Annotated in this window: 23 protein-coding genes; 4 read left to right on the top strand and 19 right to left on the bottom strand. The window is 36.4% G+C overall.

Annotation, left to right across the window (positions count from 1 at the left end; translation table 11 throughout):
• Positions 1 to 126 precede the first annotated feature (126 nt).
• The 3 genes from H4K33_RS02945 to H4K33_RS02935 all read right to left on the bottom strand — a co-directional run bounded on the left by H4K33_RS02945 (position 127) and on the right by H4K33_RS02935 (position 3,637).
• On the bottom strand, positions 127 to 741 hold the full coding sequence (locus H4K33_RS02945) for a GNAT family N-acetyltransferase (RefSeq protein ID WP_370576653.1): 615 nt from the start codon (positions 739 to 741) through the stop codon (positions 127 to 129).
• Positions 742 to 955: 214 nt separating this feature from the next.
• The gene (locus H4K33_RS02940) at positions 956 to 2,386 is read right to left on the bottom strand and encodes an RtcB family protein (RefSeq protein ID WP_182647010.1); all 1,431 of its coding nucleotides are present in this window, start codon (positions 2,384 to 2,386) and stop codon (positions 956 to 958) included.
• Between the two features lie 156 nt (positions 2,387 to 2,542).
• Positions 2,543 to 3,637: a slipin family protein gene (locus H4K33_RS02935; RefSeq protein ID WP_182647009.1), complete on the bottom strand. Its 1,095-nt coding sequence runs from the start codon at positions 3,635 to 3,637 to the stop codon at positions 2,543 to 2,545.
• Between the two features lie 740 nt (positions 3,638 to 4,377).
• On the opposite strand from H4K33_RS02935, the gene H4K33_RS02930 reads away from it, so the two are divergent.
• Entirely contained in the window at positions 4,378 to 5,400 is a 1,023-nt protein-coding gene (locus H4K33_RS02930) for a YafY family protein (RefSeq protein ID WP_182647008.1), read from the top strand.
• 105 nt (positions 5,401 to 5,505) lie between these two features.
• Positions 5,506 to 6,012, top strand: a complete 507-nt coding sequence (locus tag H4K33_RS02925; RefSeq protein ID WP_220485290.1) for a DUF1648 domain-containing protein — start codon at positions 5,506 to 5,508, stop codon at positions 6,010 to 6,012.
• Between the two features lie 119 nt (positions 6,013 to 6,131).
• Here H4K33_RS02925 and H4K33_RS02920 read toward each other — a convergent pair whose 3' ends face one another.
• From H4K33_RS02920 to H4K33_RS02885, 8 genes are all read right to left on the bottom strand, one after another.
• Complete coding sequence (locus tag H4K33_RS02920; protein ID WP_182647007.1) at positions 6,132 to 7,433, bottom strand: dihydrolipoamide acetyltransferase family protein; 1,302 nt, start codon at positions 7,431 to 7,433, stop codon at positions 6,132 to 6,134.
• Positions 7,434 to 7,516: 83 nt separating this feature from the next.
• On the bottom strand, positions 7,517 to 8,686 hold the full coding sequence (locus H4K33_RS02915; protein ID WP_182647006.1) for a glycosyltransferase family 2 protein: 1,170 nt from the start codon (positions 8,684 to 8,686) through the stop codon (positions 7,517 to 7,519).
• A gap of 98 nt (positions 8,687 to 8,784) precedes the next feature.
• A complete protein-coding gene (locus tag H4K33_RS02910; RefSeq protein WP_182647005.1) occupies positions 8,785 to 10,464 on the bottom strand; it encodes a lipopolysaccharide assembly protein LapB in 1,680 nt (559 codons plus the stop codon).
• Positions 10,465 to 10,497: 33 nt separating this feature from the next.
• Complete coding sequence (locus H4K33_RS02905; RefSeq protein ID WP_182647004.1) at positions 10,498 to 11,451, bottom strand: PstS family phosphate ABC transporter substrate-binding protein; 954 nt, start codon at positions 11,449 to 11,451, stop codon at positions 10,498 to 10,500.
• A 371-nt stretch (positions 11,452 to 11,822) separates the two neighbouring features.
• Positions 11,823 to 12,674, bottom strand: a complete 852-nt coding sequence (locus H4K33_RS02900; RefSeq protein WP_182647003.1) for an energy transducer TonB — start codon at positions 12,672 to 12,674, stop codon at positions 11,823 to 11,825.
• Positions 12,675 to 12,700: 26 nt separating this feature from the next.
• Positions 12,701 to 13,246, bottom strand: a complete 546-nt coding sequence (locus H4K33_RS02895; protein WP_182647002.1) for a biopolymer transporter ExbD — start codon at positions 13,244 to 13,246, stop codon at positions 12,701 to 12,703.
• A 22-nt stretch (positions 13,247 to 13,268) separates the two neighbouring features.
• Positions 13,269 to 13,898: a biopolymer transporter ExbD gene (locus H4K33_RS02890; RefSeq protein ID WP_182647001.1), complete on the bottom strand. Its 630-nt coding sequence runs from the start codon at positions 13,896 to 13,898 to the stop codon at positions 13,269 to 13,271.
• Between the two features lie 59 nt (positions 13,899 to 13,957).
• Positions 13,958 to 14,794, bottom strand: coding sequence for a MotA/TolQ/ExbB proton channel family protein (locus H4K33_RS02885; protein WP_182647000.1), 837 nt, complete (start codon positions 14,792 to 14,794; stop codon positions 13,958 to 13,960).
• Between the two features lie 336 nt (positions 14,795 to 15,130).
• Between H4K33_RS02885 and H4K33_RS02880 the strand changes: the two genes are divergently transcribed.
• Positions 15,131 to 16,696, top strand: coding sequence for a helicase HerA-like domain-containing protein (locus tag H4K33_RS02880; protein WP_182646999.1), 1,566 nt, complete (start codon positions 15,131 to 15,133; stop codon positions 16,694 to 16,696).
• A 4-nt stretch (positions 16,697 to 16,700) separates the two neighbouring features.
• Here the strand turns inward: H4K33_RS02880 and H4K33_RS02875 are convergent, their stop codons facing one another.
• Positions 16,701 to 18,047, bottom strand: a complete 1,347-nt coding sequence (locus tag H4K33_RS02875) for an NAD(P)/FAD-dependent oxidoreductase (RefSeq protein WP_182646998.1) — start codon at positions 18,045 to 18,047, stop codon at positions 16,701 to 16,703.
• A gap of 107 nt (positions 18,048 to 18,154) precedes the next feature.
• Between H4K33_RS02875 and H4K33_RS16425 the strand changes: the two genes are divergently transcribed.
• Complete coding sequence (locus tag H4K33_RS16425; RefSeq protein ID WP_220485289.1) at positions 18,155 to 18,316, top strand: hypothetical protein; 162 nt, start codon at positions 18,155 to 18,157, stop codon at positions 18,314 to 18,316.
• A gap of 24 nt (positions 18,317 to 18,340) precedes the next feature.
• On the opposite strand, the gene H4K33_RS02870 is transcribed toward H4K33_RS16425, so the two are convergent.
• The 7 genes from H4K33_RS02870 to dtd all read right to left on the bottom strand — a co-directional run bounded on the left by H4K33_RS02870 (position 18,341) and on the right by dtd (position 24,287).
• Positions 18,341 to 19,423 (bottom strand): agmatinase family protein, encoded by a 1,083-nt coding sequence (locus H4K33_RS02870; protein ID WP_182646997.1) that lies wholly within the window; start codon positions 19,421 to 19,423, stop codon positions 18,341 to 18,343.
• 63 nt (positions 19,424 to 19,486) lie between these two features.
• Positions 19,487 to 20,767: a kynureninase gene (kynU, locus tag H4K33_RS02865; protein WP_182646996.1), complete on the bottom strand. Its 1,281-nt coding sequence runs from the start codon at positions 20,765 to 20,767 to the stop codon at positions 19,487 to 19,489.
• 125 nt (positions 20,768 to 20,892) lie between these two features.
• Positions 20,893 to 21,942, bottom strand: coding sequence for a tRNA preQ1(34) S-adenosylmethionine ribosyltransferase-isomerase QueA (queA, locus tag H4K33_RS02860; RefSeq protein ID WP_182646995.1), 1,050 nt, complete (start codon positions 21,940 to 21,942; stop codon positions 20,893 to 20,895).
• A 112-nt stretch (positions 21,943 to 22,054) separates the two neighbouring features.
• Positions 22,055 to 23,287 (bottom strand): 3-phosphoshikimate 1-carboxyvinyltransferase, encoded by a 1,233-nt coding sequence (locus H4K33_RS02855; RefSeq protein ID WP_182646994.1) that lies wholly within the window; start codon positions 23,285 to 23,287, stop codon positions 22,055 to 22,057.
• A gap of 10 nt (positions 23,288 to 23,297) precedes the next feature.
• On the bottom strand, positions 23,298 to 23,624 hold the full coding sequence (locus H4K33_RS02850) for a nucleotide pyrophosphohydrolase (RefSeq protein ID WP_182646993.1): 327 nt from the start codon (positions 23,622 to 23,624) through the stop codon (positions 23,298 to 23,300).
• 7 nt (positions 23,625 to 23,631) lie between these two features.
• The gene (locus H4K33_RS02845; RefSeq protein ID WP_182646992.1) at positions 23,632 to 23,835 is read right to left on the bottom strand and encodes a hypothetical protein; all 204 of its coding nucleotides are present in this window, start codon (positions 23,833 to 23,835) and stop codon (positions 23,632 to 23,634) included.
• Positions 23,835 to 24,287 carry a D-aminoacyl-tRNA deacylase gene (gene dtd / locus H4K33_RS02840; protein ID WP_182646991.1) on the bottom strand — a complete coding sequence of 151 codons (453 nt, stop codon included), beginning with the start codon at positions 24,285 to 24,287 and terminating at the stop codon, positions 23,835 to 23,837. Before dtd ends, H4K33_RS02845 begins: the two co-directional genes overlap by 1 nt.
• Positions 24,288 to 24,303: the final 16 nt, after the last annotated feature.

Genomic DNA, 24,303 nt, shown 5'->3' with positions numbered 1-24,303 from the left:
GTCAACCGTATTTAGGGATGTTCATCCTCTTTCCTCTTTCCTCTTTCCTCTTTCCTCTTTCCTCTTTCCTCTTTCCTCTTTCCTCTTTCCTCTATTCTCTATTCTCTTTCCTCTATTCTCTTTCCTCTATTCTCTCTCAAATATCAACTGATTTATTTTACTTTTAGCTGCTTCCCATTCTGTATCTAAAATACTGTAATATGCCGCATTGCGCGTTGTGCCATCGGCTTGTATTTTATCTTTTCTCAAAATACCTTCAAAGACTCCCCCTATCTTTTCTATCGCTTTGCGCGATCGAATATTGGTATCCTTTGTTTTTAATTGGACGCGATTTACTCCTAGTACTTCAAAGCAATAGGCCATCAACAATAGTTTACTCTCTAAATTAACCGCAGTTCCCCAATATTTTTGCGTAATCCACGACCAACCAATCTCCAATTTTTTGTCGGCTTCATACATTTCAAAAAATCGAGTAGAACCAATTAACTCACCCGTTTGTTTATGTTGAATAACAAAAGGGTACTGAATTCCCTTATCTCTTGCAGCTAGGGCTTGAGTATAGTTCTCAAAAAAAGTTTCTCGCTGAGAACAATCAGTTGGAACTAATTCCCATAGCTTTCGATCTGCTGCTTTTTCATATAATTCTTCTAAGTGCTGACCCTCCAAAGGAATAAGTCGAATATGCTCTCCTTCTAAAACAAGGGGATGTGCAATCCAAAGGGTTTCATTCTTATTATTCATCATCATTTCGTTTTGGTTACATTGTCATTTTAAATAAGCGCGCTAAATTAAAACAAACAAATTGAGAAATGGGTTTATTGGTGAGGTTTGTGCTTTGTGAGGTTTGCTTCGATTTATGATGGGATTATCGTTTAAAGAAGAATTAAGCTTAAATCAGAAAATTCTCCCCTTAACCTTTAACTAATCCCCCATAACAATCAACAAGCATCAATCATCAATCCTCTCTACTTCCATCATCGGCCATACGGACAATTTTGGGCGTAAACATTGCTACCACGTCAACTAAGTCTCCTTGTGCGGCCATCACTTGGTGAATATCTTTATACGCCATCGGTGCTTCGTCTTTTCCTGCTCCGATGAGTTCTACGCCGTGATCTTGTAGAACAGCCTTAATATCGCTTGATTTTAGCGTCTTAATAGCTTGTGTACGGCTCATCTGTCTTCCTGCACCATGGGAGGCGGAGTTTAAAGCCTCTTCTTCTCCTTTTCCTCTCACCAAAAATCCTGGGGCAGTCATCGATCCTGGAATAATTCCCATCACCCCTTTACTCGCAGGTGTGGCTCCTTTACGGTGAACAATCACCTCTTTCCCTTGGTACATTTCCTTCCAAGCAAAGTTATGGTGATTCTCAATTTTAGCGAGTACTGCTGCTCCAATGGCTTTAGTCAATTTAGCGTGAATTACCTCATGACAAGCGGAAGCATAATCTCCAGCCAAATTCATCAAGGCCCAATATTCTTGTCCGGCTTCTGAATTCAGATCCAAGTAAGCTAAATTTTGAGCTTCCTGTGGTAACTTACACTGTCCTTTGGCAATTTGGGTATAACGTCCCGCAATCATGGCCCCCATTCCTCTGGATCCTGAATGAGTCAACAAGGCTAAGTACGTTCCCTCTTCGATATTCAAGATCTCATCGCGTTGCTTAAACTCCATCAACCCCCATTCTACAAAGTGATTTCCACCTCCTGATGATCCCAGTTGTTCCCACGCTTTGTCTTGTAAATTCTTGATGAAAGGGTTTAGATTAAACTCTCCTCGATCTAAAATTTCATGTTGTGCTTTATATTGTCCGTGGAATCCATGTCCCGCTCCAAACTTGGTATGTTTGATTAATTGTTCTTTTAACAAAGCTTCCATTCCGTAGAACTCTACTTCCTTAATATCAAAAATAGACAGTGCCATTCGACACCCGATATCTACCCCTACACCATAAGGAATCACCGCATTTTCTGTGGCTAACACCCCTCCAATAGGCAATCCATACCCCTGATGGGCATCAGGCATTAAAGCCCCCGCAACCGCTACAGGTAATTTTACTGCGGTTTGCATTTGTCGGATTGCTCCTTCTTCAATATGCTGAGCGCCATAAACGCTATAAGCTACTGCTTCTTCTCTCAAGGGAATTACGTCTTCTTCTTCTCGCTGACCAACTCCTTCGATAATAGCTGTTGCTAGTTTTCCAAATATCTTATGGTTGATATAGTCTTCGGCATTATCCAAAACCATTTTGTAATGGGCTAACATTTCTATTTTTGTTAACCCTGTTCTCTTTTTATTTGCCTTTAATGCTATACCCAACAATTTAGTTTGTGGATATCCTAAGGCTATTAAATCGTTTCCGTTTATTGATGTATTTTCTTTCATATTTTTTTTGTTTGGTGAGGTGGTGAGGTGGTGAGATGGTGAGGTGGTGAGATGGTGAGGTGATGAGATGGTGAGGTGTGTTGTATGTTGTGTGCATCAACGAACAACAATCAACCATCGACAAACAACCATCGACAAACAACCATCAACAATCACCTACCTCCCAAATACCTCTTTCAATTGTTTCAATACATTTCCGCCACCTGACAAGCTGATTTCACCAACTTTATCAGCAATTTTTTCAATATACTCCATTTCCTTCAATCGCATCAGCATATCATTTTCCTCCATTAATTTCGCTGTATTCAGCAAGCTGCGAGTAGCGGCTGTTTCTTCTCGTCTTGTAATCATGTTCGCTTGCGCTTTCTTTTCAGCAATCAATACCTGATTCATAATCTCTCGAATATCACCTGGCAGGATAATATCTTTGATGCCACAAGTTTTCAAGTCAATACCCAAAGCTGTAATTTTTTCTTGTACTGCCTCTAAAATGGATTGAGAGACATTCTCTTTGTTTTCCATTAGCTCGTCAAAAGACAAACGTCCAATTTTCTCTCTCAACATCAATTGAATGGCATTGTACATTTGTTTCTCCACTTCTTTGTTTTCTACATAAGCCGTTAACATGTTTTGTACTTGATAAACGATGTTGAAATTAATGCGCAATTGCACTTTGTCTTTGGTCAGGATTTCCTGTCCATTCATATCCATACTTTGCTGACGTACATCGACAAAGATAATTTGCACTTTAATCTCGTTTTTCCAATAGCAGTAGTCCCCTGCATTCAAGATACCTTGAAATTGTTCATCGACAAACAGCAAGCCCTTTTCATTTGCTCCAACCGTATACATACGCAAGAAGTTTAGCATATTGCCTTTGGTTCTGATGTTTCTAGCAATTGATGTTGGTACCTCTAAGGCCGTTGTTTGATAACGTTCAAATGAATAGATGTTTGTATCTTTCCAAAAGATATAACGCCCTGCGGAAAATACCGTATAGAACACCTTGTTTTTGTATACTACAATGATTTCATCATCCATTACATCCACAATATCCAACATCGCAACTAATTGCTCATTTTTCAACAAGGCATCCATATCTCGGCGCATCGGAAATAGTTCGGCTTGGTTGTATTCGATGACTTCTTTGTTTCCCCACAGCCAATACTGACCAGCAGTATATACTTTTTGCAATTCTCCTTGGTTAAACACAAGGGCTACGTGATTGGTTTTTACTTGTAACTTTTTCATTTTTATCTTTTTTATTTTTTATGTCATTTGTATAAAGAACAGATCGAACTCGGCTTCCTTTGTGGTCGGCGGAAAAAGAAGTTGACTTAAAAATTGAATGATTTGGTCTATAGCCTGGAATCCCTCAGCAAGCAAGTGATTCACCCTATAGTCTCCCTCTTTCTCTTTTTATCGTCTCACTTGTTTTTACAGGCTTTGACAAAGTGTTTTTGGTTGTCTTTCTCTAGAGAAGGACGTCTAAAAACAGAAACACGAGTTGACTGAACTTTTTTATGGAGGAGATTTTTTATTGAAGTTCTCCATCTTCACCAAAGATTGCTTTTAAGGCAATTGCTATTTTACTCTAACCAACTGAGTTATATTGCTACTGCAATAGTAGGATTCGAACCTACGACCCAAATAACGTAACTAAACCACTAGTCATTCACCGAAACGAATGTGAGGAGTCGAACCTCATTTTTCTCCACATACAAACAGGATAAGGGGAACGATTGTGCCTTACTTCCGCGCTATACAGAAACGCTTCCGAGGTTTGTATCTTTCGAACAGTACAAAGATGCACCCCTAACTACGCAAGATAACTGCGTACTAAAAAATAAATGAAAATTATTTTACAAAACACTATATAACAACTAATTAAAACCAACATTTTTTCTAAAATAAATGTAAGTGCGCAAGCATGTTGCGTACTTACATTTAAAATATGCTATATTTGAAGTGAAAAATAGACCAACAGATCAATGGCAACAAACAAATTAGCGCTTTTGCGCTACCGCATTATCGATGAATGTTTACAGAATCGATTCAGAAAATGGACGTTAAATGACCTAATCGAAAAGGTAGCTGATGGGTTATACGAATACGAAGGGATTGATAGTGGTATCAGTAAGCGTACCATTCAGATGGATATACAAACTATGCGAAGTGATAGTTTGGGTTATAACGCTCCTATTGTTGTCGTAGATCGAAAGTACTATACGTATGAAGACCCACAGTACAGCATCAAAAATTCGCCCATTAACGATGCGGATATGGAAAAACTCAAAGAGGTGGTTTCGATTTTAAAACACCTCAATGGATTTAGCCAAGTAGGGGAGATGAGTGAAGTCATTGCCAAGTTAGACAATAGTTTATTGACGCGTAGCACGCAAGCACCAAACTACATTCAGATGGAAGGCAATCCGTTGTTAAAGGGAATTAAGTTCATTAGCCCTTTATACGAAGCGATCAAGAACAAGCAAACCTTGCTGATCGAATACAAGTCATTTAAGTCCAAAGAGGCTTCTAAACAGTTTTATTATCCTTATTTGCTGAAAGAGTACCGCAACCGTTGGTTTTTAGTTACTAGAGCAAGTAAAGGGCGTCATCTCCTTACTTTAGCTTTGGACCGAATTGTCAACGTACATTCCCTTCTCAACGAACCGTACAAAGAATATCAAGGAGTTGATTTTGATCGTTACTTTGAAGATACCTTAGGTGTAACCAAAACAGAACAAGATCGAGCGCAAAAAGTGATTCTCTGGGTCAATCAATACCATGCGCCTTATGTCAAGACTAAACCTTTACACAGCTCACAACAATTGATAGAGGAAAATGAGAAGGGAATTAAAATTCGCTTGGACGTAGTACTCAATTTTGAATTAGAACGTGAGATATTAGGTTTTGGAGAAGCGATTGTCGTTCTTTCACCTCGTCACTTACAACGACAAATTGCCAAACGCGTGGAGAAAATGCATCAACATTATTTGAAAGAGGAACGCTAGTGAACGGCCTTATAAAGAAAAGAAAAGTAGGTAAATTAAATTTTATTAAAAATTAACTTAATTTTATTATGTTTGTATTTAACTTTATTAACTCACATTTACATTATGAACCAAAGACCTATTGTAAAAATCACTTCTACTCCTTTAGATCGTTGCCTAGATGGAATTAGCTTATTGTTGTTGATTGCCTTTTTCGGTATAACAGTATTTTACTATGCTTCATTACCTGAAACCATCCCTACACACTTCAATGCTGCAGGAGAACCTGATGCTTACGGAGATAAAGTTTCTATTTTTCTACTCTTGGGAATTGCTCTATTGATTTTTATTTTATTACGCTACTTTCAAAATAAACCCCACCTGTATAATTACCCAACAACAATAACAGAAGAAAATGCTCAAGAACAGTACGGCAAAGCCATGCGCATGATGCGTATTCTAAACCTTGCTACCTTAGTTATTCTCTTTTATCTGCAATTTCAAACCATTCAAACGGCTTTGGGCAATGCAGAAGGTTTAGGATCCTATTTTATGGTTATCGCCCTAGTCGCAGGATTTCTTCCTTTGCTTTTTTTGCTCCCTTCTAAAAAGAAACAACGTATATCCAAATGATAAATAGTCAAAAGGTAAAAGCCAAAACATCTAATACAAAAAAAGGGATCGTCACTTAGACAATCCCTTTTATATTTATATCGCTACCGTGAACTGTAAACCGTTCACCGTAAACCAAATTAGATTTCTCTATTGATATCCCAAGCTTCTAAAATGTCTGCTACACGCTTCACAAATGAACCTCCTAATGCTCCATCTACTACACGGTGATCATAACTGTGTGATAAGAACATTTTTTGGCGGATACCGATGAAGTCTCCTTCTGGTGTTTCAATAACTGCAGGAACTTTTCTGATAGCTCCTAAAGCTAAAATACCTACTTGTGGTTGGTTGATGATTGGCGTACCGAAAACGCTACCAAACGTACCTACGTTCGTCACCGTATATGTACCTCCTTGTGTATCGTCTGGTTTTAATTTACCAGCTTTTGCACGATTTCCTAAATCATTAACTGCTTTAGCCATGCCAACTAAGTTCAATTGATCTGCATTTTTGATTACAGGTACAATTAAGTTTCCGTTTGGTAAAGCTGCAGCCATTCCTAAGTTGATATTCTTTTTCTTGATGATGAAATCTCCATCAACAGAAATATTCATTCCAGGGAAATCTTTTAACGCTTTAGCAACTGCTTCCATGAAGATTGGTGTAAACGTCAATTTCTCTCCTTCTCTCTTTTCGAAAGCTCCTTTTACTTTATCTCTCCATTTAACGATATTCGTAACGTCAACTTCAATAAACGATTGTACGTGAGCTGATGTTTGAACCGACTGTACCATGTATCCTGAGATCAGTTTACGCATACGGTCCATTTCAACGATTTCATCTCCGCCGTTTACGGATACTGGAGTAGCTTTTGCAGCTGGAGCAGCAGCAGGTTTTGCTACTTCTACCTTAGCAGCTGGAGCCGCTACTGCTTGTGGTTGAGATCCTCTTGTTTCAACATAAGCTAAGATATCGTTTTTCGTTACTCTTCCTTCTTTTCCTGTTCCTTGAATAGCTTCTAACTCACTAATAGAAATACCTTCTTCTTTTGCGATGTTTTTAACTAACGGTGAAAAGAATTTTTCTGATGCCGAAAAATCTACTGGTGCAGCAACGTCTTGTGCTACTTGTACTGTTTGTTCTACTGCTGCTACAGTTGGTGTAGAAGCAGCTGCTGGAGTTGAAGCAACTTCTCCTCCTTCTGTTTCAATAATAGCGATTGTTTGTCCTACTTGAACAACATCGTCTACTTGAAATAATATTTCAACTAAAGTTCCCTCTACTTCTGATGGAACTTCACTGTCAACTTTATCTGTTGCGATTTCTAATACTGTCTCATCAGCCTCAATGCGATCCCCTACATTCTTCAACCAGTTTGTAATGGTTGCTTCCGCAACACTTTCTCCCATTTTGGGTAATTTCAATTCGAACTTTGCCATATTTATAACCTAAGGTTGTGTTTCTTAATTCAGATTACAAATTTAATAATATTTCGGACTTTTTCCACGTAAAGATAAAATTATCATTCTTCTAAAATTATCACGGATCCTTTACTATTACTATCATTACTACCAATCAAAAACGAAGAATTCACAGGTTTAATTTTATAAATTATTTCTGATCTACAATTTTTATGCATAAAGGTAATAATCTCTTTATTAGTTAAATAATCGCCATCGAAGATAATTTCCATCAATTCGCCATTATTTTTACTCTTTTGATCTATTGCGTGTTGCAAACTTGCCAAATCTCTCACCTGAAGTACGGTCTTTTCCATAGCGACTTCAACTTGGCGTTTAAATGCTTCCTGAGCACATACAACCATCACTTGATTGACTACAGCCAATTTTGGGCTTTTTTTCTTTTGTTTAAAAAGTAAAAAAACAAAAGTAACTAGGCGCATGAGTACCTCAAATAGAAACGATTTTCTAAAGTGTTTTTCGTAAAATATTTGAGTTCCTTGGTGGAATCGCTTTACGTACGCTAAATCTTTATTTGTACTTTCTCCTTTGTAGTGAATGATCGTTGTATCAGCATAGTAATAATTTTCATATCCGGCCTTTAAACAGGCATAAGATAAATCGGTATCTTCAACATACATAAAAAACCGCTCATCAAAACCTCCTATTTCTTCATAGAGCGCCTTAGGCATAAACATAAAGGCGCCAACTAAAATTTCTACAGGACCACTCTGATGTTGCGCTAAATGGGCTGCATAATAGCCATTGAACATGGAGCTGGATGGAAACAATTTGTAAATTCCTGTTATCTTCATCAAAGAACGCCAATAGGTTGGAATTCCCCTTTTGGATTCAGGCAAGAATTTACCTCTTCCATCGATCAATCGACAACCAACAATACCCAAATTCGGCTTGTGTTCATATAACTTTAGAAGCTCTAAAAAGGTATCTTCTGCAACAACGGTATCTGGATTCAGAATACATATGTACTTTCCTTTAGCATGACTTACTCCTATATTGTTTCCTTTTGGAAATCCGAGATTATCACTGTTTTGAAGGTACAAGATGTCAGGAAAAACATCCTGCATCATTGTTGTACTATCATCTTGTGAATTATTATCTACAACTATAATTTCTGCATCAATTGCCTTAGTAGCAGCTTGCACAGATTTAATAGCTTGTTCTAAAAAGTATCGAACATTGTAGTTTAAAATAATTACAGATAATTGCATCCGGCAAATATAGTAGGATTAGGAAAACTACAATAGCAATCAAATAAAAAAAGGCCAATTACTTTTGTAATTGGCCTTTTCACTTATTTTACTGGCAATTATTTGCTAATTGCTTCAATTGTTTTCTTAGCAAAGCTATTCGAAGGATCTAAGTTTAATACTTTTTTAAACTCTTCAATTGCTTCTGCATTTCTGTTTTTGTTTGCATAATACGTCGCAATTGATGTATGAGCTTCGATGATTTGATCTTTATTAGAAGCATCTTTCAACTCATTCTTCTCTCCTAATACTTTAAGGAATCCTTTGTATGATTCAAACATTCTATCATAAGCATCTACATGATCGATATAGCGATTAGCGCGTGCTCTATAGAAATAAGCTTCTTGAGTTAATGGTGAAGCTTCGATTGTACGAGCTAAATACTCATCTGCTTTTTTCAATAATTCTTCATTATCCGAACGATCTTCTGAACCTAATAGGTAGTATGAATATCCTACATAGTAGTTATCGTAAATGTAACCACTTGATTCTTTTACATCAGCAGAAATACTCAAAATATCGATTACATTTTGGTATTTTTTAGCGCGGAATAAATCCAATCCAAAGCGATTAAATTCACCTGCAATAGCGATTTCTACGTTAACTGCATCTTTTAAATGGTTTAACCCTTTGTGATACATTTCTTTGTTTTCACCGTAGTTGGATAAACCAATTTCAGATAACCCTAAGTATAAATAATCTCTACCAATTGCATTTAAGCTTTTAGACTCTTTTAAATACACTTTTAAGAACTTATCTAATGCATCAGCACTTACGCTATAGTTTTTATTTTCATAAGCAGCATATCCTAAATATCTGTGGATACGAGGATTCACTCCTTTGATATCTTTCATTTGCATCGCCAAGCGTTCCAATTCAGGATAGTTTTCCGTCAATACTAGGAAATCTGCGTAACGCATTTGAGAATCAATTGAGTTATCTGTTGCCTTAATAAACTTTTTATAATTTTCTCCTGCTTGAGCAATCAATTCTTTCTCTTTAGGAGCATTTACTTTTGACCACATATAAGAAATCTCTGCGATCTCTCTGTAAGCAGGTGCATAATTAGGTGTAGTCGCTAAGATCTCTTCACAAGCTTTAATAGCATCAGCATAAGCACGAGCGCGTTTTGTAATCATTGCCATTTGCAACTTCGCCTCTACAAGTGAATTATCTAAATCATAAGCACTTCTAAATGAAGAGTATGCATCATTTAAGTTCTTTTGTTCTAAGAATGCACGACCTAGCAACAAATGACCCATTGGATTATTGTACTCTTTTGCTACAACATCAGCAGCAATTTTTTGTGCTTCTTTAGCATTTGGATTCTTTGAATTCAAATAAGCAGCGGCGATTAACAATTGTTCGTTGTAATCTTTCTTCTTAATGTCTTTCTCCGCTTTTGTAAAATTAGCTACAGCCTCTGCCGAACGATTATTATCTAATTCAATTTGACCTAAACCAATGTAGTTTAAAGATCCTTTTGTTTTAGCTAAAACTCCTTGATCAAAATAGTAACGTGCCGAATCAGATTGATCTTCTTTTAAGAACACATCACCTAAATAGAAATAATTAATTCCCTCTGCTGGCTTCTTACCAATTAAATCTTTTAAAATCACTTTAGCCTTATCAAATTGTTCTGCATTGATTGCTGTTTTTGCTTCATTAATACTTTGAGCAAAAGCAAAAGAACTACTTAACGCTAAAGTCAACAATGAAATAGAATACTTTTTATTCATAATATATCGTTATTGTTTTACAAGTATGTGGTTTTATTTAATCTCTTTGGTTACTACAATTTCGCGAGGTGGTGTATTGAACGGAAATAATCCAGACTTTAATACAACACGTTGTCCTTTATATCCTGCAATATACGAAGCAAATCCGGTTCCTAAACCATTCTTTCCTTGCATATCCAAAACGTAAAGCTTGCGAATTAAAGGATAAGTACCTTCAGCAATATTGTTCTGACTTGGTTTATAATACTTTTGATCGCTGTCATTTTTCACAGCCAATACCTTCACCTGGTCAATATTACTTTGCATTTCTTTCGTAGGTTGGGTTAACCAGTTTAAACCGATCACTCCAATTGCCTTTGGATTTTTTACAACATAATCAATTACTTCTTCTGTCGTGTTTAAAAAATAAGCATAATCTTTAGGGAAAGACTTAAATCCAGTTGCTTCTCTAAAGGCAGAAGAAACACTGGAATTGTAGCTATCAAAAACCAAAAAAGAATCTGCTGTAGCGGCATTTCCTTTCTCGAGTTGTTGCAGGATAACTTGATAATCAACAATCGAATCCATCGCATTCTTACTCGTCACAAAAACAATGGCATCACTAGCAAAGTGGGTTTGTTTTGGTGCTACTACCCCTTCATAATGCTTCATTTCTTCTGTTGTTAACATACGAGGAAGTACAGCTACACGAATAGAATCAGAGAAAAGTAATTGAAGAATTTCTTTTTCTGATTTAGGGAGTAAGTTTACTTTGGCGCGTTTGTATTCATTTTCAAAGAGGATGGTAACATCTTCAACAATAGGGAAAATAGATTCATCAACTCCAAGCGTAAGTGTTCCGCTGAGTAATGTTTCTTCAGGAGCAACTGTTTCACTAGAAGCTTCATTCGTTGTTGCATGCTTATCCTTACACTGAAAGAACAAACTACTTGTTGCTAAAACACCGGCTAAAATTCCTATTCTAGCAGCGCTTTTTCTTCGAATCATATAAAATAAATTAAGAGCAAAACCTAGTTCGCTCATTTTCTTTCGTCTAAGATAGATATTCTTTGGAAGAAGCAAAAAATAAAATCAGTTTTTAACATAAATATCAAACAATAAAAAAAGCTTCGAATAAATCGAAGCTTTTTAATCTTTTCCCATATTAGTATTCCACAAACGGTAGAATCTAAAAAAACCATAGACTATTAAAACGACACCGAAAAGGATTCGATGGTTATCTTCCATTTGAAAGGGCAGTGACTTACTAACAATCAAGGCAATACCACAAAACAAATAAAGAAGAAAAAACAATAGTCCAAAAAAGAACAAAAATCGCTGTAATAGCGATTTTTGTTTGAATTTATTGTTAAACATTACTATTGAACTTGAATTGTAATTGGTAATGTAAACTGTGATCGAACTGTTTTTCCGTTTTGTACGGCTGGTTTCCACTTCGGCATATTAGATAATACACGTACTGCTTCTTTTCCAGCTCCGTAACCTGGGTCACGTACAACTTTGATATCTGTTAATGAACCGTCTTTTTCAACGATAAACATAACGATAACACGGATAGATTTCACACCTGAATCAATTTCTGGAGTTCTGAATCGTTGAATAAATTGTTTATTAAACGCTTGCATACCTCCTGGGTATTCAGCTGGTACTTGTACAGCAATGAAAACTTCGTTTCCATCTCCGTCACCACCAGAACCTGTTCCCTTGTCGGCTTCTCCAGTTTTTTCTTTGATCTTGATCTCACCTTTGTCCTTATCACCTTTCATGTCTTTTGTTCCTACATCAGCTGTTTCCAACTCTTTTTGAGAAACAATCTCCTCTTTCACTTCCTCTTTCTTAGCAATTTCAGGTTCAGTAAACTTTTTCGTATCGTTTATTGATTTTACCTCATCTGCTGGTGGAGGTGGTGGAGGTGGTGGTACATCCTCTGGTGGCGGTGGTGGTGGTGGGATATCATCTGGTAAATTTAAATTTTCCATTTCGATAACCTTATCCAATTTCTCCACCTTATTGTTTCCAAAAGTTCCTTTTGCCATCTCGATTAACATTGGTGATACCAATGCTAAACCGAACAAAGCAATCCCTGAGAACAAAGCTACAGTTGTCACTTTTGGGTTTTCAGATCTCAATTGATATGCTCCGTAAGACTTGTTACGTCCTTCGAAGATAATATCAACCCAATCCTTTTTAAAGATATTTAATTTTGACATAATTTCTTAATTTCTCAGAACGTTAACTACTTCTCACCTAATATTTCTAAATCCTCAGGAGTGATATCTACTAAAGCATATGATTTAATACCTGAGATAGCCATCTCATCTAAAATATCAACTAAATTGCGATATGTAGCTTTTTCACTTGCTCTGATGATCACGATCAAACCTTTGTCTGCTTCTCTCGAGTATGCAATAGCTTGTTTGTCTTTCTCTAACAATACTTGACGAATACCTGCTTTACCATAAGTTTGATCTGTTGGTCCTTCAATTGGGCTGTTAACCATACCCATATACCATTTTACTTTATTGTCTCCGCCAATTAGTATAGTCATTGTGCGGTTCTCATCTACTTTCGTTTTCTCATCTTCTTGAGTCTTGTCTGCGTCCTTATCAGGCATTGCAAGATTCATAGACTGAGGCTTATTCATAGATGTTGTCAACATAAAGAACGTAATCAATAAGAACGCTAAATCCACCATCGCAGTTAAATCTACTCCGGCATTTTGTTTCTTACTTCTTACTTTTTTATCCTTATTGCCTCCGCCGCCTGTATTTAATTCAGCCATTTACAGTTTAATTTTTTAATGATTAAAAATCTTCGTTTCTAAGTCCTGTAACTAAGAAGAATCTATTTACACGTTGCTCTTGCAAGATATCAATAACTTTTTTCACTGCAGGGTAGTTTGCTTCTGCATCTCCCTTAATTGCAACGTCTAAAACTTTGTTATTGTTTTCTTTTGCAACAATACGTGCCATCTCTACCCAATCTTTTAATTGATTGTTTACAGAGTCAGTTGGAACACCTGGTTGGTCCGCTCCAATTTTATTTCTAACGTCTGCAGGTAGATTTAAAAATTTCTTCAATTCGTTAATAGGAGTTCCGATACCTTCAGTATAAGCAAATACTTGCTTCTCTTCATCATTAAACTCAATCTGATAACGACTGCCCATTTTTTCAAGCGTAGCAATACGATCTTCTTTTCCCAAAACTCCAAAGAAAACCTTTTCTGCACCTGGTTCTCCTCCAATAGTAACTGTTGCTAAGTTACTTTCTGGCAATTTCGTTTGAACGGTTGAATTTGGTGTATCTACTGGTAATGGCTCCGGAAGCTTTGCTGTCGATGTTAATACGAAGAAAGTTAAGAGTAAGAATGACACGTCACACATCGCGGTCATATCTACGCTCATACTCTTCTTTTTCATTTTACCTTTAGCCATTGATAAATTTTTTAACTCCTATATTTTTCAATATAAGATTATTAATACTTATTCTAAAATTATTTTACTAATCCTTTGAATCTTCTGTATGCTTGAGTAATAGCAAATCCAGCTTCATCAATTGAATAAGTTAATCTATCAATTTTTGTAGTAAATGAGTTATACATTACAATCGCTAATGTTGAAGTACCAATACCTGTAGCAGTACATACTAACGCCTCAGAAATACCTGTTGCTAATGCAGCTGAGTCAGGAGTACCAGAAGTTGCTAAAGCTGAGAACGCTTTAATCATCCCTGTTACTGTACCTAATAATCCACATAATGTACCAATTGATACTAATGTAGCCAATACGATCATGTTTTTCTCTAACATTGGCATCTCAAGAGTTGTAGCCTCTTCGATTTCTTTTTGGATAGCTTCAGTAGCTTCTTCGCTATTGTATCCTTCTTTTTTCATTTGTTGATACTTAACTAAACCAGCTCTAACAACGTTAGCTACTGATCCTTTTTGAGTATCACATGCTTCCATAGCTTCTTCGATTCTTCCTTCGTTGATTGAAACTTGGATTTCTTTTACGAATTTTCCAACATCTCCTTTTCCAGAAGCTTTAGAAATAACTAAAAATCTCTCAATTGAGAAAACGATTGTCATAGTTAATAAACCAATTAACACAGCAACTACTGGTCCTCCTTTATAAACCATTCCCATGAAGTTACCTGGTAGTGGGTGCCCTGCTGGATCACCATTCTCGAAGTTCGCTGGATTACCCATTACGAATTGCCAAATGATATAACCAAAAACAATACATAATACTACAGCTAATGATGCAAATAATCTACTTGCTCCTGAGCTTGACCCTACTTTTTCAACTGATTCGTTTGATACGTTTGTCATCTTTTTAAAATTTAATTCTTTTTTTTCAATTATTACTTATTACTTTTTTACTTTTTTAAAGTCATCAGTGTCGCAAATTTATGTTTTTAGACGAAATAAAAAAATTAAAATCCATTTTTTTAAAATAAGCTAACCTAGACTTAACATAAGATTATTTTATACTTACCTTAACATTAGAAAAAAAGTAAGCAGTGGTAAAGATAATAAGTCTAAATGAATTTTACTATCTTTATTTCATCACAAAGAACACATTTAACATTTGATAATTATAACAAATCCACATGTAAACTTGTGTATTTATCTAATAATCACCTTTAATTATATAAAATATATAAAATGAGCATAGAAAATTTCAAAACGGACATCATTAATGGTTATAGTCATAAAAGTGATTTTATTACCATTGGCTGTGCAAATTTGGATCAAAAAATTATAGCAGACACTTTTGTAAACATTCCACTTAAAACGTTAAATCGCCACGGTTTAATCGCTGGTGCAACGGGAACAGGAAAGACAAAAACCATTCAAGTACTCTCTGAACAACTGGCAGACAAAGGGATTCCCGTACTTATGATGGATATTAAAGGTGACTTTAGCGGGATTGCCAAAGCCGGAGTAGCGAATGATTTTATTACAAATCGTCACGAACAGATGAATTTACCTTTTCATCCTAGCGCTTTTCCTGTCGAGTTATTAACACTTTCGCAACAAAACGGGGTTCGTTTACGTGCTACAATTGCAGAATTTGGTCCTATTTTATTTAGTCGAATCTTGGAATTAAATGATACACAAGCTGGAATTATTGCTTTATTGTTTAAATTCTCAGAAGATCACAACTTAGAACTTGTTGACTTAAAAGATTTCAAGAAGTTGTTACAATACCTAACCAATGAAGGAAAAGCAGAAATTGAGAACGAGTATGGTCGTATTTCACCAGCGTCTACCAATGCTATTTTGAGAAAAGTAATCGAATTAGAACAACAAGGTGCTGATTTGTTCTTTGGAGAACCTTCGTTTGATATTCGCGATTTAATGCGCTATGACGATAACGGCAAGGGTTTTGTCAATATTGTACGTCTGACAGATATTCAAGATAAGCCTAAGCTGTTCTCTACTTTTATGTTGAATCTTTTAACGCAAGTGTACAATCAGTTACCTGAACAAGGAGATAGTGGTCAGCCTGAATTAGTTATTTTTATCGATGAAGCTCATTTAATTTTCAATGAAGCAAGCAAGGCGCTGTTAAATCAAATTGAAACCATTGTTAAGTTAATTCGTTCAAAAGGGGTTGGTATTTATTTCATTACCCAGAATCCGACAGACATTCCCAACGGAGTTTTGGCACAATTGGGATTAAAAATCCAACATGCCCTACGTGCATTTACTGAAAAAGACAGAAAGGCGATTAAAGCTGCTTCTGAAAACTTCCCTTCTACCTCATATTATACGACCAATGAAATCATCACACAATTGGGAACTGGAGAAGCCTTAGTTACGGCACTAAATGAAAAGGGAATTCCGACGCCTTTAGTTGTGTGTACCTTACGTGCACCAATGAGTCGAATGGATATTTTATCCGAGGGAGAGATTGGAGAAATTCTCAGCCAATCGAAATTGGTACAAAAATACAATCAGACGGTTAATCGCGAAAGTGCATTTGAAAAACTAGAACAACGCAAAGTTCCTACAAATGAGCAAGAGGAATCTACAACTCAAACTTCAAGCACAAGTAAACCCAAGAAAGAAGACAACACCATTACAAAAAGTATTTTAAAAGTTGTAACCAGTGCTACCTTTATTAAAGGAGCGTTTAGTTTGCTTTCTAAAGTAATGGGTGGATCAAATAGTTCTTCTCGTTCAACAAAGACGTCGAGAACCACAACCGCCAAGAAACGAAAATAGAGGATTAAAATCCTCTATTTTCGTTTATCAATTGTTTTAAATGTTCTTCTATTTCAAGACTATCCCAGCGTTCTTCAATATTTTCAGCTGTCATGATTACATCCATGATTTTTGCCTGCTTGTCGCCAATGGCTAGTGCTTCTTGGTAACTTCCTTTACTGAAAGTCACTCGATCATAAAGGGGCAACCACAGATCAGGGTATTTCTTAGCAAACTTGCTCTCTATTTTCTTGCGCAACAAGAATAGCGGATTTGCTGTTTGCTCACTCATTTCTTTAAAATTTCGATACGATAGCTCTGCTATTGCATCCGCATTTACCTTTCGAGAATGTTGATAAACATCTAATGCTTTTTCCCAATTGTCTGGTTCACTTACCAAACAATCTAACAAAACATCCACATCTTCTAGTCCTGCATTTAACCCTTGCCCATAAAAAGGTACAACCGCATGAGCAGCATCTCCAATTAAGGCTACTTTATCTTTGTATACCCACGGAAAACAAGTGGTTGTAACGAGTGAATTGACAGGATTCGCCTGATACAATTCCAGTAAATCAGGCATCAATTGTAATGCATCTGGAAAATTGGTTTGAAAAAAATGGTGAATTTCACGTTCTGATTGAATCGCGTTAAAAGACACCTCTCCTTCATAAGGCATAAAAAGAGTACAAGTAAAAGATCCATCCATATTGGGTAAAGCAATTAACATAAAGTCTTTTCTTGGCCAAATGTGGAATGAATTTTCATCCATTGCAAAAGTTCCCTGTTCTTTTGCCGGAATAACAAGTTCCTTATAGGCAATAGGCAAGTACGATTGTTGGTATTCAAATCGGCTTCTTCTTTGTAGGCGGCTTCTCACTTTAGAATAAGCACCATCAGCACCAAAAATCACATCATGCTGAATGGCTTTCCATTCTTGATGCTCATACTCACTCGTATATAAAAGTCCCTTTTTGATGTCAAGACTCCAAATAGGTGTATTAAAAACAAATTGTACCCCTACTTCTTCTGCCCAGTCGACCAATTTTTTATTTAATCCTCCACGAGAAACTGCCCAAATAGCTTCTCCGTGAATGCCGTACGGTTGTTTTTCTTCTTTTTCGATATGGTGAATCGCTCGTTGGTACATGGGAATTCCAAACTGACGAACTTTATCTTCTAGCCCTATGCGTTTCAACATCTTCCATCCGCGTTCTGAAAGCGCCAAATTAATAGAACGCCCAGAAAAATCAAGGGTACGAATATCCTCTCCTTTTTCGTAAACAAAAACCTGATGCCCCTGCTGTTTTAATGCAATGGCTAGTACAGTTCCTACCAAACCACTTCCTACAATTGCAATACTTTTCCCCATACTACGTTTAAATATTTGAATATTTAATATAATTACCTATTCAATGTTTGAATAGTGTTTTTTCCTTGATGTATTATCTACTACTTTTAAGCACACGCTTAAGAACAATGAAAAACTTAATTTGGATTATCGTTATCTTACTGACGGGTTGTTGGTACATTTGTCAGTTTATTTTAGATTTTGAAGGTATACTCGTATACAGTTTATTGATACTTGCCATCCTTTTAACCTTACTCAACCTTAGTTTAAAAGAAGGTCCAAAAAAATAATCCCTTAAAAAAGGGATTATTTAATTATTTTTCAAACGTTAATTCCTTTCCAACGGTCAATCCTTGTGACTTAGCAAATGCTCCACACATGTGGAACAATAGTCGTGCGCCAACGTTTCCATCCCAATCATCTTCCCCTGGTGCAACCTCAACTAAGTCCATACCAATAATTTCTTTGTTTGTTTCAGAAAGTCTGGTAATCATATAAGTTGCTTGCTCAAAGGTTAATCCTCCAGGCACTGGTGTTCCTGTATTTGGGCAATACCAAGGTAATAACGCATCAATATCAAAACTAATCACTACTTTTTGAGGTAGAGAAGCGATAATTTGATCACATTTATCTTTCCAACTCATTCCTTCGAATTCGTCTTTTTTCAAATCTGCATCTGTATGAACTAAAACACGACCAGACGTTTTTACTACCTCAACTTCTTGCTCGCAAAAATCGCGAATTCCCACTTGAACAATTTTTTCAACTTGTGGTAATTTCAAAGTATTAAACATAATAGACGCATGTGAATATGTAAATCCTTCATATGCATCTCTTAAGTCCATATGTGCATCAAAATGTAAGATTCCAAAAGAATCGTGATTTTTTGCAACAGCATTATAATAACCTAGAGGTGTACTGTGATCTCCTCCTAATAAAACAACGCGTTTTCCTTGGCTCATCCAGTTGGCAACTTTCTCTTCTACTTCTTTGTGTAACGTTGCGCACACTTGATTAATTGTATCTAAACTCGCTTGTAGCGCTGGATGATCTGCTAAGTTCTCTCCATTTTCTAAAGCCTCAATAATTGGTTGAGCTAGAGTTTTGTATTGAGCACTTTGCTCATGCCAATGTGCAGGTGCTTCATCAAAATAAATTCCCAACTTCCAAAGTTCAGGATATTTCTGATGTAACAAATCCACTTGATACGAAGCTTCTAAAATTGCTTCTGGTCCTTCTGATGCACCAGCTCCGTAACTTACCGTTACTTCCCAAGGCACAGGAACTACAATGATTTCACTTTCTTCTGCTGTAAAAGGCAATCCATAGATTGTTGCATCGGCTAATCCAGGTTGAGACGGATCAAAAGTCTCTATTTTTTGCTGCTTTGTTGACATATGTATTAAGCTGTTATTTTTCGCTGCAAATTTATGAATTAAATTACAGTCGTACTATCTAAATTATTTCTGACTTTGTATCCCTTGTTTCAAGATTTGCCCAAAATGGTACATATCTTCAAAACTCGTATATAAAGGCACTGGTGCTAAGCGAATCACATTCGGTTCTCTCCAATCTACAATTACACCTGCTTCCATTAAATAAGTAAACATTGCTCGTCCTTCTCCATGTAATAATATAGACAATTGACTTGCGCGTTCGCTTTGTTCCAAAGGTGTTATAATTTCAAAATTACCCCCTACTTCAGCAGCAATCGAATTGATTATAAACTCTAAATAAGCAGTAATGAGATTGCGTTTTTCAATTAACTTAGGCATACCAATTTCGGCAAACATTTCTACTGATGCTAAATAAGGAGCAAGAGATAGAATAGGTAAATTACTAATTTGCCATCCGTGTGCTCCTTCAATTGGATCGTAATTTGGTTCCATCAAAAAGCGTCTTTCTTTATTGTGTCCCCACCATCCACCAAGACGCACTAAGTCTTTATTCGCATGGTGTTTTTCATGAATAAAACATCCAGAAGCATTTCCTGGTCCTGAATTCATGTATTTATAACTACACCAAGCAGCAAAATCCGCATCCCAATCATGTAATTCTAGGTTGATATTTCCTGCAGCATGTGCTAGATCCCATCCAACATAAGCGCCATATTGATGTGCTTTTGCGGTAATGGTTTTCATGTCGAGTACTTGTCCAGTATAGTAATTCAACCCGCCCATTAATACTAATGCCAACTCATCTCCTACTTCTTCGATCTTCGCTAAAATATCTTCTAATCTGAAGTTGTGTTCTCCGGGTCTGCGTTTTACCTCAACAATTACGTCTTTTGGATCTAATCCATGCCATTTCACTTGGGTTTGAATTAAATATTGATCACTTGGAAATGCTTTTTCTTCACATAAAATTTTTATGCGTTTTCCAGAAGGTTTATAAAAAGTTGCCATTAACACGTGTAGGTTCACTGTTAATGTATTCATCACTGTTACTTCCGATGGTTTTGCTCCCACGATTTTACTCAAAGGCGCACTAAATCTCTCGTGGTAATCCCACCAAGGTTTATTGGCATAAAAATGTCCTTCTACGGCTAACTCTGCCCAGTCCGTCATTACTTCATTCACATACTCTACGGCTTTTTTTGGTTGAAGCCCCAGTGAATTTCCTGTAAAATAGATCACTTGCTTTCCGTTTACTTTTGGAAAGTTAAATTCATTTCTATAGTTTGCTAAGGTATCTTTAGCATCAAGACTTTGAGCAAAAGCTAACGTATTCTCAAATTTCATGGTTTATATTTTTGGTTTTTGTAAAAGTAGAATTTTTATCAATATTTCCACTCTTTTCTACTTATAAAAAATCCCCTGCTGGGATAGCAAGGGATTTTTTAGTGATATGATATTTTTTATTGATTTTATAAAATCAACATTGCATCTCCGTAAGAATAGAATTTGTATCCTTCTTCAACTGCTTCTTTGTATGCCTTCATCATCAAATCATGTCCACAAAAAGCAGAAATCATCATCAATAAGGTAGATTTCGGCATGTGGAAGTTTGTAATCATACAATCTGCGATACTAAAATCATAAGGAGGGAAGATAAATTTATTAGTCCATCCTCTGTATGGATTTAGCGTTTGACTTGAAGAAACTGAACTTTCTAAAGCTCTCATACAAGTTGTTCCTACGGCACATACTCTGTGTTTTTCTTCTTTGGCTTGATTCACAATATCACAAGCTTCTTGAGACACTACGAATTCTTCTGAATCCATTTTGTGTTTCGATAAATCTTCTACTTCTACTGGGTTAAATGTACCCAATCCGATGTGAAGTGTTATTTCAGCAAATTTAATTCCGTTAATTTCTAAACGTTTCATCAAGTGCTTAGAGAAGTGCAAACCTGCAGTTGGTGCAGCAACGGCTCCTTCTTCTTTTGCATAGATCGTTTGGTAACGTTCAGCATCTTCTGGAACAACTTCTCTATTGATGTATTTTGGAATTGGAGTTTCTCCAAGTTCTTGCAATTTAGCTCTGAACTCTTCGTATGAACCATCGTATAAAAAGCGCAATGTTCTACCTCTAGACGTTGTGTTATCAATAACTTCCGCAACTAATGAATCGTCTTCTCCAAAGTACAACTTATTTCCAATTCGAATCTTACGCGCTGGATCTACTAAAACATCCCATAAACGTTGTTCTTCATTCAATTCACGCAATAAGAAAACTTCAATTCTAGCACCTGTTTTTTCTTTATTTCCATAAAGACGTGCAGGAAATACTTTCGTATTGTTTAAAACCATTACATCACCTTCTCCAAAATAATCTACAACATCTTTGAATAATTTATGTTCGATAGTTCCCGCTTTACGGTCAATCACCATTAAACGCGCCTCATCTCTATTCTCAGCTGGAAATTCTGCCAATAATTCTTCTGGCAAATCAAAATTAAAGTTTGATAACTTCATTGAAAAACAATTTTAATTAGTTCAATAAAAAGAGGTTAGCTCTTTTCAAGTTTTACAAATATACAACCTTGAGATAGGCGTTGTCAAGTATTTAGCACTATTTTTTTATTTTTCAATTGGATTCATGCAACCTAATTCCCAGTTTTTGAAGGTCTTTCCAAAACATGGGGTAAGATTTACTGACTACTTCTGCCTCCATTATAATTAAATCTCTTTGTGTGACTAGAGGAGCAAAAGCCATAGCCATGCGATGATCTTGATAGGTGTCTATCCTTACTGGCTCTTCTGGTTCTTCTCTTGTTGTAGTTAGTGATAGTGCATTAGAGGTAATGTGCAGTGTTCCTCCTAGTTTTTTCAACTCTTGTTGTAAAGCCACTAAGCGATCCGTTTCTTTGATCTTCAGTGTATGCAATCCTTTGATAGCACAAGGAATCTTCAATCCAAAACACGTTACTACCACTGTTTGAGCCAAATCAGGTGTATTCGAAAAGTCTTCGTCTATGCAGTCTTGTCTTTGGGCTATTTTTGTCAATCGAATATAATCTTGTGTTTCAAAAGTAGTTTCGACACCAAGTTTCTCATAAATTTCAGGCAATATAGCATCTCCTTGTAAGCTTACCGCTTTGTATTTCCCCAGGCGCATAGAAGTACCTAATGGAGATAAGGCAATAAGTGAATAATAGTACGAGGCTGATGACCAATCTGCTTCAACCGTGAATTGTGTTTTTTGGATTTGTTTTGGTGGTCGAACGGCGATGGTTTGCCCTTCAAAACTAGTTTCTGCACCTAACTCTTCTATTAAGGATAGTGTCATCTCGATGTAAGGTCGAGAAGTAATATCGCCAATGAGTTCAAGTTGAATTCCATTTTTAAGCTGTGTTCCCACTAAGAGCAATGCAGAAATATATTGACTACTAACCGAAGCAGGAATGCGAATACTACCGCCTGTTACTTGTTTTCCTTCAATAGCCAAAGGAGGGAAACCTTCTTTTTCAAGATAGGTAATTTGAGCTCCCAATTCGCGCAAGGCATCCACCAAAATCTCTATAGGACGGTTGTGCATCCGTTCGCTGCCTTTTAACACAACAGCTTGTTCTTGACATAAAGCAAAATAAGCCGTTAAAAATCGCATAGTTGTTCCTGCATGGTGCACATTCACCATGCGCTTTGACGTTGCCAATCCTTCTTGCATGACTACCACATCATCTGAATCTGCTAAATTCTCCACCGTGAGTTGAGGAAAAATCTTTTGCAACAACAACAAGCGGTTGCTTTCAGATTTACTTCCTGAAATAACAAGGGTTTGTTCTGATACTATCGATGACTTTTGGAGGTAGACCTGCATGCGTTCTCTTTTATTTCAATTTTTCATTATTGTGGTGACGATCGTGATCTCTATTTGTTTTAAGATCTAACTTCTTGTCAAATGCTTCTTGTAAATTAACTCCTGTTTGATTCGCTAAACACAAAACCACAAAAACAACATCCGCTAATTCCTCTCCTAGATCTTTATTTTTATCACTTTCTTTTTCCGATTGTTCGCCATAACGACGTGCAATAATACGCGCTACTTCTCCTACTTCTTCTGTTAATTGAGCCATATTGGTCAATTCATTAAAATAGCGAACACCGTGTTCTTTAATCCAAGTGTCTACTGCTGCTTGAGCGTCCTTAATATTCATCTTATTCTTATTTATTTTTTTTAAACAACCTATTTTTAACCCATTTCTCATATACAAACATGAGCACCATAAATATGACATAGCGAATTGCTACGTTTTGCATGCAAAGTGGATCTCCTTTCAATGCACAGACAAAATCTGTAGAAATGAACCAAGAAAATAAAACGTAAATAACCGTAAACAGGCTAAATTTAATCAGTGTTTTTTTCATTATTCTTTATTTTGAGAATCAATACAAATCGTTACAGGACCGTCATTGAGCAGGGCTACTTTCATATCCGCTCCGAATTGTCCTGTTTGTACTTTTTTATTTAAATCACAAGTAACTTGTGCAACAAATTGCTCATACATAGGAATAGCGAAATCGGGTTTTGCAGCTCTAATATACGAAGGTCTATTGCCTTTTTTTGTTGAAGCGTGTAAGGTAAATTGACTCACAACTAACACCTCTCCATCGATGTCTAAAACAGATTTATTCATCACCCCTTGTTCATCTTCAAAAATACGCAAATTCACCAATTTTCCCGAAAGCCAATCAATATCTTGCTTGGTATCTATTTCTTCGATCCCCACTAACACAAGTAAACCTTTTCCTATGCTCCCTATGGTCTCTCCTTCTACTGTAACAGAAGCTTCTGTTACGCGTTGTATAACTATTCTCAATGTCTTCTTTTTTCTA

The sequence above is a fragment of the Myroides sp. WP-1 genome, from assembly GCF_014145635.1.
In the GTDB taxonomy this organism is placed as follows: Bacteria; Bacteroidota; Bacteroidia; order Flavobacteriales; family Flavobacteriaceae; genus Flavobacterium.
Note: the sequence above shows the minus strand (reverse complement) of the source record. Positions and strands in the feature narration are given on the sequence as shown.